14 protein-coding genes are annotated in these 16455 nt (G+C 58.5%); 12 read left to right on the top strand and 2 right to left on the bottom strand.

All coding sequences use genetic code 11. The annotated features are described in order from the left end of the window. The first annotated feature begins 14 nt into the window (after positions 1-14). The gene (motB, locus tag FXO11_RS13630; RefSeq protein WP_148863484.1) at positions 15-974 is read left to right on the top strand and encodes a flagellar motor protein MotB; all 960 of its coding nucleotides are present in this window, start codon (positions 15-17) and stop codon (positions 972-974) included. A gap of 42 nt (positions 975-1016) precedes the next feature. Here the strand turns inward: motB and rsgA are convergent, their stop codons facing one another. Continuing rightward, on the bottom strand, positions 1017-2066 hold the full coding sequence (gene rsgA, locus FXO11_RS13625; protein WP_148863483.1) for a small ribosomal subunit biogenesis GTPase RsgA: 1050 nt from the start codon (positions 2064-2066) through the stop codon (positions 1017-1019). 115 nt (positions 2067-2181) lie between these two features. Here rsgA and orn point away from each other — a divergent pair, with 115 nt between their 5' ends. Continuing rightward, entirely contained in the window at positions 2182-2730 is a 549-nt protein-coding gene (gene orn / locus FXO11_RS13620) for an oligoribonuclease (protein WP_148863482.1), read from the top strand. Positions 2731-2750: 20 nt separating this feature from the next. On the opposite strand, the gene queG is transcribed toward orn, so the two are convergent. Beyond that, positions 2751-3812: a tRNA epoxyqueuosine(34) reductase QueG gene (gene queG / locus FXO11_RS13615; RefSeq protein ID WP_148863481.1), complete on the bottom strand. Its 1062-nt coding sequence runs from the start codon at positions 3810-3812 to the stop codon at positions 2751-2753. 120 nt (positions 3813-3932) lie between these two features. On the opposite strand from queG, the gene FXO11_RS13610 reads away from it, so the two are divergent. The 10 genes from FXO11_RS13610 (at position 3933) to FXO11_RS13565 (ending at position 16439) form a co-directional block, all read left to right on the top strand. Continuing rightward, complete coding sequence (locus FXO11_RS13610) at positions 3933-5489, top strand: NAD(P)H-hydrate dehydratase (protein WP_148863480.1); 1557 nt, start codon at positions 3933-3935, stop codon at positions 5487-5489. A 65-nt stretch (positions 5490-5554) separates the two neighbouring features. After that, positions 5555-6070 (top strand): tRNA (adenosine(37)-N6)-threonylcarbamoyltransferase complex ATPase subunit type 1 TsaE, encoded by a 516-nt coding sequence (gene tsaE, locus FXO11_RS13605; protein ID WP_148864922.1) that lies wholly within the window; start codon positions 5555-5557, stop codon positions 6068-6070. A gap of 40 nt (positions 6071-6110) precedes the next feature. Then, positions 6111-7463: an N-acetylmuramoyl-L-alanine amidase gene (locus tag FXO11_RS13600; protein ID WP_227545905.1), complete on the top strand. Its 1353-nt coding sequence runs from the start codon at positions 6111-6113 to the stop codon at positions 7461-7463. Between the two features lie 168 nt (positions 7464-7631). Beyond that, positions 7632-9527: a DNA mismatch repair endonuclease MutL gene (mutL, locus tag FXO11_RS13595; RefSeq protein WP_148863479.1), complete on the top strand. Its 1896-nt coding sequence runs from the start codon at positions 7632-7634 to the stop codon at positions 9525-9527. A 3-nt stretch (positions 9528-9530) separates the two neighbouring features. Next, on the top strand, positions 9531-10544 hold the full coding sequence (miaA, locus tag FXO11_RS13590) for a tRNA (adenosine(37)-N6)-dimethylallyltransferase MiaA (protein WP_148863478.1): 1014 nt from the start codon (positions 9531-9533) through the stop codon (positions 10542-10544). A 187-nt stretch (positions 10545-10731) separates the two neighbouring features. Continuing rightward, positions 10732-10983: an RNA chaperone Hfq gene (gene hfq, locus FXO11_RS13585; RefSeq protein WP_148863477.1), complete on the top strand. Its 252-nt coding sequence runs from the start codon at positions 10732-10734 to the stop codon at positions 10981-10983. A 407-nt stretch (positions 10984-11390) separates the two neighbouring features. Next, the gene (hflX, locus tag FXO11_RS13580) at positions 11391-12695 is read left to right on the top strand and encodes a ribosome rescue GTPase HflX (RefSeq protein ID WP_148863476.1); all 1305 of its coding nucleotides are present in this window, start codon (positions 11391-11393) and stop codon (positions 12693-12695) included. Positions 12696-12928: 233 nt separating this feature from the next. After that, entirely contained in the window at positions 12929-14122 is a 1194-nt protein-coding gene (gene hflK / locus FXO11_RS13575) for an FtsH protease activity modulator HflK (protein WP_148863475.1), read from the top strand. Between the two features lie 2 nt (positions 14123-14124). Further along, a complete protein-coding gene (hflC, locus tag FXO11_RS13570) occupies positions 14125-15006 on the top strand; it encodes a protease modulator HflC (protein ID WP_148863474.1) in 882 nt (293 codons plus the stop codon). Positions 15007-15254: 248 nt separating this feature from the next. Then, entirely contained in the window at positions 15255-16439 is a 1185-nt protein-coding gene (locus tag FXO11_RS13565) for an ATP phosphoribosyltransferase regulatory subunit (RefSeq protein ID WP_148863473.1), read from the top strand. Positions 16440-16455: the final 16 nt, after the last annotated feature.

Here is a 16455-nt window from a genome sequence, read left to right as displayed (position 1 = left end):
GATTGAGGTAAGCCGTGGAAGAACAGCCGATCATCGTCAAGCGCGTCAAAAAGGTTACAGGCGGCCATCACGGCGGTGCCTGGAAGGTGGCGTTTGCGGATTTCGCCACGGCGATGATGGCGTTCTTCATGGTGCTGTGGTTGACCACCACGGCGTCCGATGAAGAAAAGCAGGCCATCGAGGGCTATTTTAAGGATCCAGTCGGTTATATGGAGGCAGCGAGCCGTAATCCTATCGACCTGGGAGGCAGCGCCTCCGTGGTCGATGCCTCGAGCGCCGATATCGCCGATACCGAGATCAAGCTTGAAGACCAGCAAATCGAGCAACTCTCGGAAACGTTGGAACAGCGTCAGATGGAAGAGCTGTTTCAAGAACTCAAGCAGCAAATTGAGCAGAGCGAGACACTGCAAGAGTTCAAGGATCAATTGCTGATCGATATTACCAACGAAGGCCTGCGCATTCAGATCGTGGACCGTTCGCAGCGCCCGATGTTCGACAGCGGCAGCGCGCGCCTGAAGTATTACTCCCAGGATATTCTTTTCGAGCTGGCGAAGCCGTTGAGCGCGGTGACCAACAAGCTCAGCCTTACCGGGCATACGGATGCGACGCCTTTTGTCGGGCGCCCCGGTTATACCAACTGGGAGCTGTCGGCGGATCGCGCCAACACCGCGCGCAGGGCGCTCGTGGCGGGAGGTGTTCGTTCGGAGCAGATTGGCCGCGTGGTCGGTCTGGCTGATTCGGTACTGTTCGATAAGGAGAGTGCGCGGGCGCCGGTCAATCGCCGCATTGCCATCATCGTGCTGAACAAGAAGGCGGTGGAGGATATCCAGTCGGATTCCGGCGCCGATGCCCAACCGTTGATCGACCTGACGCAGCCTACCGGCGAAGAATCCGAACAGGCCCTGAAGCAACTGGAGTCTGGCGAATGGTTTGATCCGCCGCCGGAACCGAAGCCTGACGAAGTGAACTGGTGATCGTCAGGCTACATCGTCAGGTCACATAGTCAGGCCACATAGTCAGCCCGCCGGGGATTGCCAGTCCGAGGCCTCTATCTCTGCGTAGATCCTTCTGAAGCTCTGCATTCGCTCGGGACTGATTTCGCCTTTTTCCTCCGCACCGAGCAGCGCGCAGCCCGGTTCGGCCTGGTGCCGGCAATTGCGAAACCGGCAGTGGCCGATCAGCGGCCGGATTTCCCTGAAGCCATACTCGAGATGCTGGATGTCCATATGCCAGAGCCCGAATTCCCGAATGCCTGGCGAGTCGATCAGGTTGCCGCCGAAGTCGAGATGGAACAGTTTTGCTGTCGTCGTCGTATGAATGCCTTTGCCGGTGCTTTGCGAGACATCGCCTACCTTGATGCTGCTGTCCTGCAGCAAGCGGCTGATAATGGACGATTTGCCCACGCCGGACTGACCGACGAATACCGTGGTGCGGTCGCGTAAAAGCATTTCTATAGTGTGGTCGTCCTCCGGCGCGGTGTGTATCGACGTTTGCTCGATGGCGTATTCAAGCGCGGCATAGCGCTCCAGCAGGGCATCGATGCGCTGACGGTTGGCCTCGGTGATCAGGTCTGTTTTATTGAGCAGCAGCAGCGGGGTGATGTGGCAGTTCTCTGCGGCGACGAGATAGCGGTCGATCAGATTATCGTGGGGTTCGGGTTCGGGGGCGATTACAAGAATGATCCGGTCGATGTTTGCGGCCACCGGTTTGAGTTGACCGAACTTGTCGGGGCGCTGCAGCAGATTATCGCGCTCCTGAACGGCCACGATGACCCCAAGGTCATCTGAGCCCGGCCGCCAAATCACGCGATCACCGGTGACGAGCGCACCCAGATTGGCCCGCACGTGGCAGCGCGTGATTTCGCCTCGGTGGTCGCCTTCCAGGGCCTCAACGTCGATTTGCTTGCCAAAGTGGGCAATCACCAGGCCGGATTGCTCATCCCCCAGCTCGCCGGACTGCAACTGACGGTTGATATCCCGCTCTCGGCGCGTGGCCCGTGCAGCGCGCTCCCCATGGATCTTCTCGATGCGCCATTTCTGCTGCCTGTTGAGCCTACGTTTCGCCATAGCTTTTGTCTTTGATTCCCCGGGAATTTCTGCCTGTTCCTGCAAGTGTGCCATCATAGCACCGTTGAAGGCGCCGTATCTGCTTATGGTGAACGTGATTTTAGGAGAACTCAGCATGGCTTCATCTGACCGTCTGGTCTGGATCGATCTGGAAATGACCGGGCTCGATCCGGATAAGGAACGCATTATTGAGATTGCAACCATCGTCACCGATTCCGATCTCAACACCATTGCCGAGGGGCCTGTGCTGGCGGTGCATCAGCCGGACAGTTTGCTGGAGGCCATGGATGAATGGTGTACGCGAACCCACGGGGAGAGCGGGCTGACGCAGCGCGTCAAAGAAAGCTCGGTCAGCGATGCAGATGCCGAGCGCCAGACCCTCGAATTCCTCGAACAGCATCTGGAGCAGGGGCAGTCCCCACTGTGCGGCAACAGCATTGGCCAGGACCGTCGTTTTCTAGTGCGCTATATGCCAGCGTTGGAGGCTTTCTTTCACTATCGTAATCTCGATGTCAGCACGATCAAGGAGCTGGCGCGCCGCTGGCGGCCGGATGTACTCAAAGGCGTGGAGAAGAAGGGCTCGCACCTGGCGCTGGACGATATTCGGGATTCAATCAACGAGTTACGGCATTACCGAGAGCATTTTTTTCGGTTGGATGAGTAACCGGCAGGGCTGGCATTCCTTTAACTCGTGATTCCATGCTGCCTCAGTGCCCATTGCACATGCTCCCGCACCAGCTCCGAGGGATGGTCGGCTCGTTGCCGCAGGGCCTCAACCACGGGAATGGTTGATGGCGCATTTCCCAGTCCGACTGCCAGATTCCTGAGCCAGCCTTCGTAGCCGGTGCGCCGAATGGCCGAGCCTTCGGTGCGCTTGAGGAATTCATCTTCCGACCAAAGGAAAAGTTCCGCCAGGTCGCTGTTGTCCAGGTTGTGCCGAGGCTGGAAGTCTTCCTTATCCGTCGGCTTGCTGAATTTGTTCCAGGGACAGACCAGTTGGCAGTCGTCGCAACCAAAGACGCGGTTGCCCATCTTTGCGCGCAATTCCTCGGGTATCGAGCCTTTGAGTTCGATTGTCAGATAGCTGATGCAGCGCCGGGCATCGAGACGATGCGGGCCGTCGAAAGCATTCGTGGGGCAGATATCCAGACAGGCTGAACAGCTGCCGCAGTGTTCGGTCTCAAAAGGTTCGCTAACGGGTAGCGGCGCACTGGTTAGAATTTCACCGAGAAAGAAGAATGAGCCAGCCTTTGGGTGAATCAGCATGGTGTTCTTGCCGAACCAGCCCAGGCCTGCGCGTTGGGCCAGGGCGCGCTCCAAAACCGGCGCACTGTCGACAAAGGCACGATGGTTGTAACCCTCAAGCGCGTTGTCGATACGCTTTGCAAGCTGCGCAAGGCGCTTGCGGATCAACTTATGGTAATCGCGGCCGAGGGTGTAGCGGGAAATATAGGCTTTCTCGGCATCTTTGAGTGTCAGTGCCGGACTATCCGGCGATGGCAAATAATCCATGCGAACGGAAATGACCCGACGGGTGCCGGGTAGCAGTTCGTCGGGGCGATAGCGTTTGGCGCCGTGATCGGCCATATAGGCCATTTCGCCGTTCCTGCCGGCGTCGAGCCATTCTTTCAGGCGATCACCATGATCGCCGGTATCCGCTTCGGTGATACCGACATCCTGAAAGCCGAGTTCCTGTGCCCAAACAGGGATTTGGCGCGCTAATGTGTCTAGCGACTCAGTTAACATTGATTAAGTTATGACCTTTTCGATCGTTTTGCTATGCTTAACAGGCATCTGGCCGAATGATTTCAACCGGATTCTGTTTTTTCAGGGAGGCTGCAAGGCCCTAAGGTGATACACAGACCGATGAGCGCTGCTGAAAGTTCCAGTTTACCAGAGAGCTTGTACACTGCGGATGGGGTGCAAGCGCTCGATCGATGCGCCATAGATGAATTCGGGGTGCCCGGCTTCGAGCTGATGCAGCGCGCGGCCCGATCCGGCTTTAGACAGTTGGCACGGCATTGGCCTAATGCCAAGACGGTGCTGGTACTTTGCGGTGCCGGGAATAACGGCGGTGACGGCTATTTGGTGGCCGCAGCAGCCTGCCGTCAAGGGTTGGAGGTGCGCTGTGTTGCGGTCGCGGATCCGGCGAAGTTGAAAGGCGACGCTCTGACGGCTTACGAAACGGCCCAGGACATCGGGCTCGATATTGAACAATACGAGACCCTCGGAGAAAGCGACCTGACGGATCGCCTCGCTGCCGCCGATGTCGTTGTCGATGCCCTGTTAGGTACTGGCATCACCGGTGCGTTGCGCCAGCCATTCGATCGGGTGATCGCCCAGCTCAACGCCAGCGGTCGCCCGGTATTGGCGATCGATGTGCCGTCAGGATTGAACGCATCGACGGGCTGGATCGAGAGCGATGCCGTCAAGGCTGGGGTGACCGTGACCTTTATCGGTTTGAAGGCTGGCTTGTTGACAGGTAAGGGGCCGGACGTTTCCGGTGACGTGATATTCGATGTCTTGGGGGTTCCCGGAGAAATAGCCTCGCGGGTAGACCCCGTTGCCCGCCGCGTGGACTGGAATGCGGTAGCTTCGCGACTACCGGTGCGGTCTCGCGGGGCGCACAAAGGTCATTGCGGCCACGTTCTGGTGGTGGCCGGTGAGCGCGGTTTCGGCGGCGCGGCGCTGCTGACGGCGGAAGCCGCAGCTCGAACCGGAGCGGGCCTGGTCACGCTGGCCACTCGGCCGGAGCATGTGGCGCCGGCGCTAGCTCGCTGTCCGAGTCTGCTGGTTCATGGCTTGACCCACGGCAACGAGCTGGAAGCGTTGCTGCAAGCGGCCGATGGTGTGGTCTTCGGGCCGGGAGCCGGTCAGGGGGCATGGGGGCAGCAGATGCTGCAGCGGATCATGGACTTCGACGGCCCCGTCTTGATGGATGCAGACGGGCTGAATATGCTGTCGTCTCGCGCACCCGGGCGGCACGACAACTGGATTCTGACGCCCCACCCCGGCGAAGCGGCCCGCCTGCTAGGGGTCGAGAACAAGGCGGTAAACAGTGATCGTCTCGGCGCTATCCAGCAAATGGAGCAACGTTACGGCGGCGTGGTGCTTCTCAAAGGCGCGGGAACGCTGGTTTATGCCGCCGATATGGGTGCTCCGGTTCTGGTCCAGGGCGGCAACCCGGGCATGGCCACCGGCGGCATGGGCGATGTGCTTTCGGGAATTATCGGCTCCCTGGCGGTACAGGGTATAGCGCCGTCCGAGGCAGCGGTGATTGGTGCAAGCCTTCACGCGGAGGCGGCTGACCGGGCGGCCCTGGATAAAGGTTTTATGGGGTTGCTGCCGATGGACGTGATAGATCGGATTCCTCAGGTGTTGGGCGAGGCTGAGGGCGTGTTGATTCCGCTTGGCTATCGTTGACTTTCGGCGTTCGCCAACGGCCGGTAGCCGTGGAATTGAAAGGTGGGTTGGCAGAATTGATGGAAATGGAGTGTGCTCCCGTGAGCAAAGCCGAGCTGAGTGTTCATTTGCCTGACGAGTCGTCCACAGAGCAACTCGGGGCGTTGCTGGTTCAGGCCTTGCGGACAGCGGGTGAGGGCTGTGTTCTGCATTTGAGCGGCGACCTTGGGGCGGGTAAAACCACCTTCAGCAGGGGGGTTATTCGTAGCCTTGGCCACACCGGCGCTGTCAAAAGCCCAACCTACACCCTGGTGGAGCCTTACGAAGAGCTTCAGCCACCGGTTTATCACTTTGATCTCTACCGGTTGGGTGACCCTGAAGAACTGGAATACATGGGTATTCGTGACTATCTCGAAAACGGTGCTGTGTGCCTGATCGAGTGGCCGGAGCGGGGCGAGGGCATTCTGCCTGCAGCGGATTGTGCGATCGCCCTAACGATGGCCGGAGCTGGTCGCCAGGCTCGGCTGACTGCGGGTACACCCGCAGGGCAGCAACTTCTGGACACACTTTATACAAGCCTGAATAGCGGCTGGATCAGCTAATAGGCCGTCACGGATGCGCGAGATGAAAGGACTGAGAGCGATGAGCAGTATGAGGCAGTTTTCGCTGACGGGATTGTTCCTGCAGATTGTGGTGTTAATCCTCGTGGCGACAGGCGTTCAAGCAGGCGGGGCTGTGAACAGCGCGCGCATCTGGCCGGCGCCGGACCATACCCGGTTAGTGCTCGATTTAGGCAATGCCGTCGAACACACCATTTTTGCGCTGCAGAATCCGGATCGGTTGGTCATCGACATTGAGAATACGACCTTGCAGGCAAATCTGGAGACGTTGGATTTGTCCGGCAGCCCGATTCGCCGTATTCGCAGTGCGCCACGCAACGGCAACGACCTGCGTGTCGTGCTTGACCTCAAGTCCGAAATCAAGCCCCGCAGCTTTCAATTGGAGCCGAACCAGCAATATGGCCATCGCCTGGTGCTGGATCTTATCGATGAAAACGGGCTTCGGCGCAGCGAGCCGCGTCAGCCCGTACTCAGTGACAACAGGGATGGCAAGCGGGATGTTATCGTCGTCATCGATGCGGGTCACGGGGGAGAGGATCCTGGCGCTATTGGCCCCAGCGGCACGCGTGAAAAAGACGTCGTTCTGCGGCTTTCGCGAAGGATAAAGGAACTGGTGGACGCCCAGCCGGGCTTCAAGGCCCGGCTTACCCGGGATGGCGACTACTATGTCGATCTTCGCAGCCGGACGCTGCTGGCACGAAAGCAGAATGCCGATCTCTTTATCTCCGTGCATGCAGACGCTTTTCGTACCTCACAGCCCCGGGGTGCATCGGTGTTTGCGTTATCCCAGCGCGGAGCCACCAGTGAGACCGCGCGCTGGTTGGCGCGCAACGAGAATCGGTCCGACCTGATCGGCGGCGTCGGTGGGGTGTCGCTGGGAGACAAAAATGACGTGCTCGCGGGCGTTCTGCTGGACCTGTCAATGACAGCCAGCATCAATGCCAGCGTGGGCGTCGGGGACTATGTGCTACGTAATCTCGGCAATGTTGCCCGTCTGCACAAATCCGGCGTAGAGCAGGCCGCGTTCGTGGTTCTCAAATCACCCGACATTCCGTCGATTCTGGTGGAAGCGGGCTTCATCTCCAATCCCCAGGAGGAGAAAAACCTGCAATCCTCCAGTTATCAAGACAAACTGGCGCGGGCTATCTGGCAAGGTATCTCTGCCTATTTCAACGACACTCCGCCACCCGGCACCCTGCTAGCCTGGAAAAAGCGCAATGACGGCGGGGTTGCCTCCTACCGCATCCAGCGTGGGGATACGCTTTCCGACGTGGCGCGTCGCTACTCAACGACCGTGAGTCGGATCAAGGAAATCAATAATCTGAACAGCGACCAGGTCGTCATCGGCCAGACTATTAGCGTTCCTACCTCCTGATCTTCAGTTGGGGCAACTTTATACCCCGCCCGTATCGGGCTCAGGCCGATGTATGATTTCGACCTGAGCCCAAGCCCTTGTCTCTGGTATTATGTTGCGCGAGTTGGTCAATCGTGATTGCGCAGACCGCTCAACGTAAACCCTTTAACAGAGGCGCCCTCTTGTCTTATGCCTGCCATTCGTCTGCTCAGTCCCCGACTTGCCAATCAGATCGCTGCCGGCGAGGTGGTCGAACGGCCAGCGTCCGTGGTCAAGGAGCTGGTGGAAAACGCCCTCGATGCCAAGGCCGATCGGGTTGAAATCGAAGTTGAGCAGGGTGGCGTCAAGCTGATTCGGGTCAGAGATACAGGCTCCGGAATCGCCGAAGACGATTTACCGCTGGCGTTGAGCCGGCATGCTACCAGCAAGATTGCCGACTTGGACGATCTTGAGGCGGTGGCCTCCCTGGGGTTTCGCGGTGAGGCTCTGGCCAGCATCAGTTCCGTGTCGCGCCTGTCGCTGACGTCACGAACGGAAGGCTGCGATGCCGCGAGCCGGGTGGAGGTGGAAGGACGGGATATGGATGCCCGGCTATCGCCGGCAGCCCACCCGGTGGGCACCACGGTGGAAGTCCGAGACCTGTTTTTCAATACGCCGGCCCGGCGCAAGTTTCTCCGAACCGAGAAAACCGAGTTCGGTCATGTCGAAGAATGCATCCGGCGCCAGGCTCTTGCCCGCTTCGAAACCGGATTCACGCTGCGCCACAATCAGCGAGCCATTCAGAGCCTGCGACCGGCCATGACTCCACTGGATCGGGAGCGCCGAATTGGCGCCCTATGCGGTCAGCAATTTATCGACAACGCTGTCGTAATCGATGCCGAAGCATCGGGGCTGCGGCTTTGGGGCTGGGTTGCGCTCCCCACGTTCTCCCGCAGTCAGGCAGATCTCCAGTACTTTTTCGTCAACGGCCGGGTGATTCGCGATCGCCTGGTCGCTCATGCGGTGCGCCAGGCGTATCGGGACGTACTTTACAACAACCGCCATCCGGCGTTTGTGCTTTATCTGGAGCTGGATCCGGCCAACGTCGATGTGAACGTGCATCCGACCAAGCACGAAGTGCGGTTCCGCGACGGGCGCCTGGTGCATGATTTCATTTTCCGCACGTTGCACCGGGCGCTGGGTGAGGTGAAACCCCAGGATCATATGCACGGTGCGGTTGCTCAATCGCTAAGCCGTGAAGCCGGCTACGCGCCGCCAGACGCGCATGCCGCGACGAATGGCGGCGAACGGAATGGCGGTGGCGCGGCATTTTCGGCTTACGGCGGCCAGCGTCCGGTCGCCTGGCAGGCGCAGGACCAGATGGCGTTCTACCAGTCTCTGAACGGCGGAGGTGGAACCCAGCAGGGCGGTTCTGCCCAGGCCGAGCTGGGTGTTGCCGAGGCTCCGCCGATAACTGCTTCTGTGCAGCCCATGCCGACCCCGCCGCAGACCGGCAACGAGGAGCCGCCGCTTGGCTTCGCCATAGCGCAACTGCATGGTATCTATATCCTCGCACAAACCCGTGCGGGCATGATCGTCGTGGATATGCATGCGGCTCATGAGCGTATTACGTACGAGCGTATGAAGGTTGCACTTGAGGCGCAGGATCTCAAGAGCCAGCCGTTACTGGTCCCGGTGACGCTTGCCGTGAGTCAGCGGGAAGCCGGTGTGGCGGAAACGCACGTCGAGGAACTCCAGGCTCTAGGCCTACAGCTGGAGCGCATGGGGCCGGAAACCCTGGTGGTGCGGCAGATTCCAGCGCTGCTGCGCGGTGCGGATACGGAGCAGTTGGTTCGAGATGTCGTATCCGATCTCATGGAGCACGGCCAGTCGGACCGGGTGAGAGCGGTCACCAACGAGTTGCTGGGTACGATGGCCTGTCATGGCTCGGTGCGCGCCAACCGCCAGCTGACCATCCCGGAAATGAATGCTCTGCTGCGCGATATGGAAGCCACCGAGCGTAGCGGTCAGTGCAATCACGGCCGGCCCACATGGACCCTGGTCACTGTGGGCGAGTTGGACAAGCTCTTCCTGCGCGGGCGCTGAACCATGACTTTGGAGCGGAACCTGCCCCCGGCCATCTTCTTGATGGGACCGACAGCGGCGGGTAAGACGGATCTCGCCATCGACCTTTGCAAGCGGTTGCCGTGCGATATTATCAGCGTCGATTCCGCCATGATTTACCGGAATATGGATATCGGCACGGCAAAACCCTCCGCTGAGGAACTTTTCAGGGCTCCGCACCGTCTGATTGATATCTGCGATCCGGCTGACACCTATTCGGTGGCGGATTTTCGTCGCGACGCCCTCCGTGAAATGTCGGAAATCTCAGGGCGTGGACGTATTCCGTTGCTGGTCGGCGGCACGATGATGTACTACAAGGCTCTGCTGCATGGGCTTGCGGACATGCCAGGCGCGGACCCGGCGTTGCGGGCTGAGCTCGAAGCGCGTGCCACGCAGGAGGGGTGGCCGGCGTTGCACGCTGAACTCGCGAGGCGTGACCCTGTGGCGGCTGGGGCCATCCACCCCAATAACCGGCAACGCGTATTGCGGGCGTTGGAAGTGGTGCTCATATCCGGTCGGCCAATCTCCGAGGCCTGGTCCAGTGAGTCTCCGGAGCGAGACCGGGACAACGTGGATTACCCGTATTTAACGCGCTGGCAGGCAGACGCACCCGGGGGGCTCCCGTATAATGCGGTGCAGCTGGCGATCGGGCCCAATGATCGATCCGTGCTCCACGAACGTATCCGTTTGCGATTCGACAAGATGCTGGCATCGGGATTTGTGGATGAGGTCCGTGCCTTGCAGGCTCGGGGCGATCTTCATCCCGGGTTGCCGTCCATCCGGTGTGTAGGGTATCGGCAAGCTTGGTCGTGGCTGGATGGCGACATTGACTATCCGACGTTTGTGGATAAGGGCGTCGCTGCCACACGACAGTTGGCCAAACGCCAGTTGACCTGGCTGCGAAAATGGAACGATTTGCACTGGATCAATGCCGATTCGTCAAGTTCTTCAATGCGCGCCTTGAAAATCATCGAATCTCGCACCACATTGATTAGGTAACTTAGGACTATCGTGGTCAAGTTATTTTAAGCCGGTCTTGAAGAGTGGCCGGTATCTTATTGTTCGGGCTTGAGACGAAGCGTGCTGAGTCCCAAACCTGTTCGGGGTTGCCTCTGCTGATATTTGCAACAGCGGTAATCCGCTTTCTACCAGACGATCTGCGACTAAAAAAACAGGAGAAAATAACATGTCAAAAGGGCACTCTTTACAAGACCCTTACCTCAATGCACTGCGCAAGGAACGCATTCCGGTGTCCATCTTCCTGGTTAACGGGATCAAGCTGCAAGGACAGATCGAATCGTTCGATCAGTTCGTGATCCTGTTGAAGAATACAGTGAGCCAGATGGTTTACAAGCATGCCATTTCAACGGTTGTGCCTGCCCGCAATGTCAGAATTCCGCAGCAAAATGCAGCTGGCGAGGTTGAAGGCGAAGTTTGATAGTTTCAGGCGGCTGATTTGATTGGTCGGTTTTCGTCATGATTCCGGCCGCCTGTCATCCTAGTGCTCTGTTTGGTTAATTCGCTGACTTACTGCGAGCTTCTGAAGGCTTTGGGCAAGGCGCTGGTCTGCAGGCATGGTGGTTCCATGTCAAAGAGCAGCAACGCAGAACCAAAGCCTTCAGACGCTCGCCCGAAGGGAGGCCCTGAGAATCTGGCTAGCGGCGTTGCGGCGACTCGATGTGGAACCACCACACCTCCGCCGCCGCGCCTTGCCATCCAGATTCTCAGGGCCTCATTAAGTCAGCGAATTAACCAAACAGTGCACTAGCTCGCTGTTTGCCAGGGCAGATCGTTCGATGTGCTCTGGCAGCATCCATTCCCCGTTTTTCCTGGAGAAGCTGCTCCTTGTTTGAGCGTCCTGATGTCGGTGAACGAGCCGTTATCGTTCATATCGATTTTTCTTCCCACAACGAATCCGAAGACTTGGGTGAATTCGTCGAACTTGTCCGCTCGGCCGGTGTCGAAGCGGTGGACGAGGTTACCGGGTCGCGTAACCAGCCCAGCTCCCGACTGTTCGTCGGTGAAGGTAAGTTGGAGGAAATTCGTGCAGCCGTCCAGGTTAATGAAGCTGACGTCGTGCTGTTCAATCACTCCCTCTCGCCAAGCCAAGAACGTAACCTCGAGCGCGAACTCAAGTGCCGCGTACTGGACCGAACCGGCGTCATTCTGGACATTTTTGCCCAGCGCGCCCGTACCCATGAAGGCAAGCTTCAGGTGGAACTGGCCCAGCTCGAGCACATGTCGACCCGATTAATACGGGGCTGGACCCACCTGGAGCGGCAAAAGGGGGGTATCGGTTTGCGTGGCCCCGGCGAAACCCAGCTGGAGACGGACCGTCGATTGTTGCGGGGGCGTATCAAGGCGATTCATCGCCGCCTGGATAAGGTCCGCCGGCAGCGAAATCAGGGGCGTCGCGCTCGCCAGCGAGCCGATATTCCAACAGTCTCTCTCGTTGGCTATACCAACGCTGGAAAATCGACGTTGTTCAATCATGTGACGACGGCGTCGGTCTATGCCGCAGACCAGTTGTTCGCGACGCTGGATCCAACCCTACGCCGGCTGGATCTACCGGATATCGGCCCGGTGGTCATGGCTGACACGGTAGGCTTTATTCGTCATTTGCCGCACAAGCTGGTCGAAGCGTTCCGCGCCACGCTCGAAGAAACCACGGAAGCGTCCCTGCTGCTGCACATTATCGATTGTGCGGACGAGCGCCGGGACGAAAATATCGAGCAAGTCGAGGATGTATTGCTTGAAATCGGTGCCGACGAGGTGCCGGTGCTGCAGGTTTATAACAAGATTGACCTGCTCGAAGACTTCCAGTCTCGGGTTGATCGCAACGAGGAGGGCGTCCCGGTTCGAGTCTGGGTTTCCGCGGTAACCGGTGCTGGTATCCAGATGCTGTTTGACGCCGTGGTCGAGCGGGTTGCGGAGGATGTGCTACAGCTTTCGATATTGCTGGGTCCAAAAGACGGTAAATTACGGGCATTGCTGCACGAGGCTGGCAGTGTCGTCGACGAGCACTATCTGGATAATGGCGACGTTCAGGTGGACGTGCGCTTGCAGTCCCGGGATTGGCACCAGCTGCTGAGTCGCGCCGAGATGCGCGCCGATCAGGTTCGCTACGCCGAGAACACAGAAAAAGAGTAAACAAGACAAAAAAGCGTGAAGGCTCGATGAGTCTGTGCTGTATCCACTGCATTGCAGCGTTTTATTGAGCGCTGGAAAATCGGTCCTCGATCATAGTCGGTGAGCGGTTTCCGAGTCCCGATCCGCTCCCTCTGTGGCCAATGCGCCGCGAAGAGAGCATTCAGGACTTGTTCAGAGGCTCCTTAATCCATAGTATTTGCAGCCATTCGATGAGTTTGCGAACGGAGAGAATTATGGCCTGGAATGAACCGGGTGGAAATCGGAACGACAACGATCCCTGGGGTAGTGGGGGGCGCCGTGGAAATGATCAGGGTCCACCCGATCTTGATGAAGCGCTGCGCAAGGGGCTCGATAAGCTCAACAAGATGCTCGGCGGCAAGAAGAAGGGCGGTAGCTCCGGCGGCTCCGGTGGGGGCTCGTCGTCGAGTGGTGGCTTTGGCGCTATTCTCGCGATTATCGGCATCGTCTTCCTGGGCTATGTGATCTACCAGTCGTTCTATACCGTTGATGAGCAGGAGCGGGCGGTGGTACTGCGCTTTGGCAAGTATCACACGACTGAAAACCCGGGTTTGCGCTTCAAGGTTCCCATCATCGATAACGTGACCAAGGTGCGGGTGACCAGTGTACGAAATGCGGAGTCTCAGGGTCAGATGCTGACCCAGGACGAGAATCTGGTGTCGGTTGATCTGCAGGTTCAATACCGCGTTGGCAATGCCCGCGATTATGTGATCAATGTGCGTGATTCCAACCAGGCCTTGGCGTTTGCGACCGACAGTGCATTGCGTCATGAAGTCGGCAGTTCCCAGCTTGATCAGGTGCTGACTGAAGGTCGCGCCGCTTTGGCGATCAATGTTGAGCAACGTTTGCAGAACTTCCTCGAGAAGTACGGTACCGGCTTGCAGATTGTTCAAGTGAACGTGGAAAGTACCCAGCCGCCGTCCGAAGTTCAGGAGTCGTTCCGCGAGGTTCAGCGGGCTAAGGAAGACGAACAGCGTCTGGTGGAAGAAGCCGAAACCTACCGCAACAAGGTCGTGCCCGAAGCGCGTGGTCGCGCTCAGCGAATGATCGAAGAAGCCAACGCCTATAAGGAAGAGGTGATCGAGAGGGCCAACGGTGAAACCGCGCGTTTCGTCGAGCTGTTGAATGTCTATCGCGATGCGCCGCAGGTGACCCGCGACCGCATGTACATCGATACCATGCAGAATGTCTATTCCAATACCAGCAAGGTGCTGATCAATGCGGAAAGCAGCAACAATATGATGTACTTGCCGCTTGACCGGCTGATGCAGCAGCGTTCGGGGCAACAAACCGATTCCGGCGCGTCTGACACCACGGGACAGAGCACGGATGTCCAGGCCTTGACCGATCAGGTTATGGATGAAATTCGTCAGCGTAGCAACTCATCAAGTGTGCGGAGGGGGCGTTAATCATGAGTCCTAAAGCTGTTCTTGGGCTAGCCGGCGCCCTGATCGTTGTGTTGATCGTTTCTTCCAGCGTCTACATTATCCCGGAAACTCACAGAGGGGTTTTGCTACGCTTCGGTGAGTTGATCGAGACCGATATCGAAGCGGGCCTGCATTTCAAAGTGCCAGTGATCGACCAGGTCAGGGAGTTTGATGTTCGGGTTCTGACCAACGACCTCCCGGCGCGCCAGTACCTGACTGTCGAGAAAAAACCGCTGGATGTGGATTCCTACATTGCCTGGCGAATCCAGGATGTGGATCAGTTCTATCGGGCAACCGGCGGCGACGAGTTGCGGGCAATTTCGTTGCTCTCTTCACGGGTCGACACGGGGCTTCGTAACGAATTCGGTGTTCGCACCATGCACGAAGTCGTTTCCGGGCAACGTGACCAACTGATGGAAGAGCTGGTCGTACGTATCGACGAAACCGTGGTCAATGAGCTGGGTGTGAAAGTGCTCGATATACGGATTAAGGCGATCGAGCTGCCACAATCGGTTAGCGAAACCGTCTATCGCCGTATGCGCACCGAACGCGAGAAGCTGGCACAGGAATTCCGTTCCCGTGGTCGCGAGCTGGCGGAGGGGATTCGTGCAGACGCCGATCGTCAGCGTACCGTTGTTCTGGCTGAGGCCTTTGCCGCCGCTGAAGAAACTCGCGGTGAGGGCGATGGTCAAGCGGCACGAGTCTATGCCGACGCCTATACGGCCGACGAAGAGTTTTACCGCTTCTACCGCAGCTTGAGTGCCTATGGTCAGACATTCTCCAGTAAGGATGACATTCTGGTGATCGATGCCGATAGCGACTTTATGCGCTACTTTGGCAACCTCCGGGGAGAGGCCAGTCAATAAGCGTAGACCTTTGGCCCCGACCCCGGCCGGGGTTTGAAATAAACCGGAGCCCATAACGGTACTCCGGTTTTTTTGTGGGCGTCAAATGTGTAGAATTGCGGGGTTTTGTGATCCCTTTCCGGGATCTATCAGCGCTTTCCCGGTGCGTGCTAACCTGCTGTCAATATCGTCGTGCGGGAGGACAGCGCGCCAGCCTAAATTCTGAAGCCTGCAACCGGTGGGCAAAAAGAACGGACTTTACGCGACTCATGACTGCATCCGACCGCTGGTTACTGCCTGATGGTGTGGAGGATATCCTGCCGCCTCTGGCGGGTAAGATCGACTCTCTGCGCCGTGAGATGATGGACACCTACCAGCGCTGGGGCTACCAGTTGGTAATCCCGCCGCTCATCGAATACTTAGAATCTTTGTTTACCGGTACGGGCAATGATCTGGCCCTGCAGACGTTTAAGCTGACCGACCAGCTGACCGGACGTCTGATGGGCGTTCGTGCCGATATGACACCGCAGGCAGCCCGGATCGATGCCCATACGCTGCGTCAGGACAGTGTCACGCGTCTATGCTATGCCGGTCACGTCCTGCATACCCGTCCGCACATGCTAACCGGCCGTACGCCCATTCAGGCAGGTTGCGAGCTGTTCGGTAGTGCGTCGGCGCTGGCCGATCAGGAAGTGATTCGCCTGATGCTGGAAACCCTGCGGCTTGCCGGCATTCCCAAGATTCACTTGGATCTGGCGCATGTGGCCATCTACCAATCGCTGATGTCCGAGGCGGATCTGGATCCCCAGACCGAGGCAGAGATTTTCGACGCCATGCGCCGAAAGTCGATCCCCGAGCTGGATGCATTACTGAGTGACCGGGCGGCGGGCAGTCCTGCGGCGCGTCTGCGCGAGTTGGCTCGCCTGAGCGGGGGGGCTGAGGTCTTGAACGATGCTCGCCAGGTGCTAGCTGGGGCGACCCCCCAGGCCTTGAAGGCGCTGGACGAGTTGACGTCCGTGGCAACGGTTATCGCTGAGGCCTTCCCCGATGTAGAGCTGGGCTTCGACTTCTGTGAGCTGCGTGGCTACAACTACCATACCGGTTTGGTTTTCGCCGCCTATGCTCACGGGCATGGACAGGCGGTGGCACAAGGCGGGCGCTATGATGCCATCGGACGCGACTTCGGCCGTCCGCGTCCTGCAACCGGCTTCAGCGCCGATGTGCGTGCCCTCGTTGCCTTGGGAGAACGCACTGTACCGCCCCGTGACGGCGCGATATGGGCTCCGGTGAGTGACGATGTCGGTTTGCAAGCAAGGGTTGCTGACCTACGCAGGACTGACACGGTGTTGCAGGCGTTGCCCGACGATTCCTCGATGTCCCCGCAAGCTCGGGGTTGCACGCGGCAATTGGTAAAACGGGACGGCCAATGGGTCGTCGAGTCATTAAACGGATAAATGCGTCCGGCCAAGA

The sequence above is a fragment of the Marinobacter fonticola genome (assembly GCF_008122265.1).
Taxonomy (GTDB): Bacteria; Pseudomonadota; Gammaproteobacteria; order Pseudomonadales; family Oleiphilaceae; genus Marinobacter_A; species Marinobacter_A fonticola.
The sequence above is the reverse complement of the archived record's forward strand: the minus strand, read 5'-3'. Positions and strand labels throughout refer to the sequence as shown.

Excerpts from the sequence above, each read along its gene's own strand:
- FXO11_RS13565 (WP_148863473.1), top strand. The coding sequence starts at position 15,255 with ATGACTGCATCCGACCGCTGGTTACTGCCTGATGGTGTGGAGGATATC.
- hflK (WP_148863475.1), top strand. The coding sequence starts at position 12,929 with ATGGCCTGGAATGAACCGGGTGGAAATCGGAACGACAACGATCCCTGG.
- rsgA (WP_148863483.1), bottom strand. The coding sequence starts at position 2,066 with ATGGCGAAACGTAGGCTCAACAGGCAGCAGAAATGGCGCATCGAGAAG.
- hfq (WP_148863477.1), top strand. The coding sequence starts at position 10,732 with ATGTCAAAAGGGCACTCTTTACAAGACCCTTACCTCAATGCACTGCGC.
- orn (WP_148863482.1), top strand. The coding sequence starts at position 2,182 with ATGGCTTCATCTGACCGTCTGGTCTGGATCGATCTGGAAATGACCGGG.
- mutL (WP_148863479.1), top strand. The coding sequence starts at position 7,632 with ATGCCTGCCATTCGTCTGCTCAGTCCCCGACTTGCCAATCAGATCGCT.
- queG (WP_148863481.1), bottom strand. The coding sequence starts at position 3,812 with ATGTTAACTGAGTCGCTAGACACATTAGCGCGCCAAATCCCTGTTTGG.
- hflC (WP_148863474.1), top strand. The coding sequence starts at position 14,125 with ATGAGTCCTAAAGCTGTTCTTGGGCTAGCCGGCGCCCTGATCGTTGTG.
- FXO11_RS13600 (WP_227545905.1), top strand. The coding sequence starts at position 6,111 with ATGAGCAGTATGAGGCAGTTTTCGCTGACGGGATTGTTCCTGCAGATT.
- FXO11_RS13610 (WP_148863480.1), top strand. The coding sequence starts at position 3,933 with ATGAGCGCTGCTGAAAGTTCCAGTTTACCAGAGAGCTTGTACACTGCG.
- miaA (WP_148863478.1), top strand. The coding sequence starts at position 9,531 with ATGACTTTGGAGCGGAACCTGCCCCCGGCCATCTTCTTGATGGGACCG.
- tsaE (WP_148864922.1), top strand. The coding sequence starts at position 5,555 with ATGGAGTGTGCTCCCGTGAGCAAAGCCGAGCTGAGTGTTCATTTGCCT.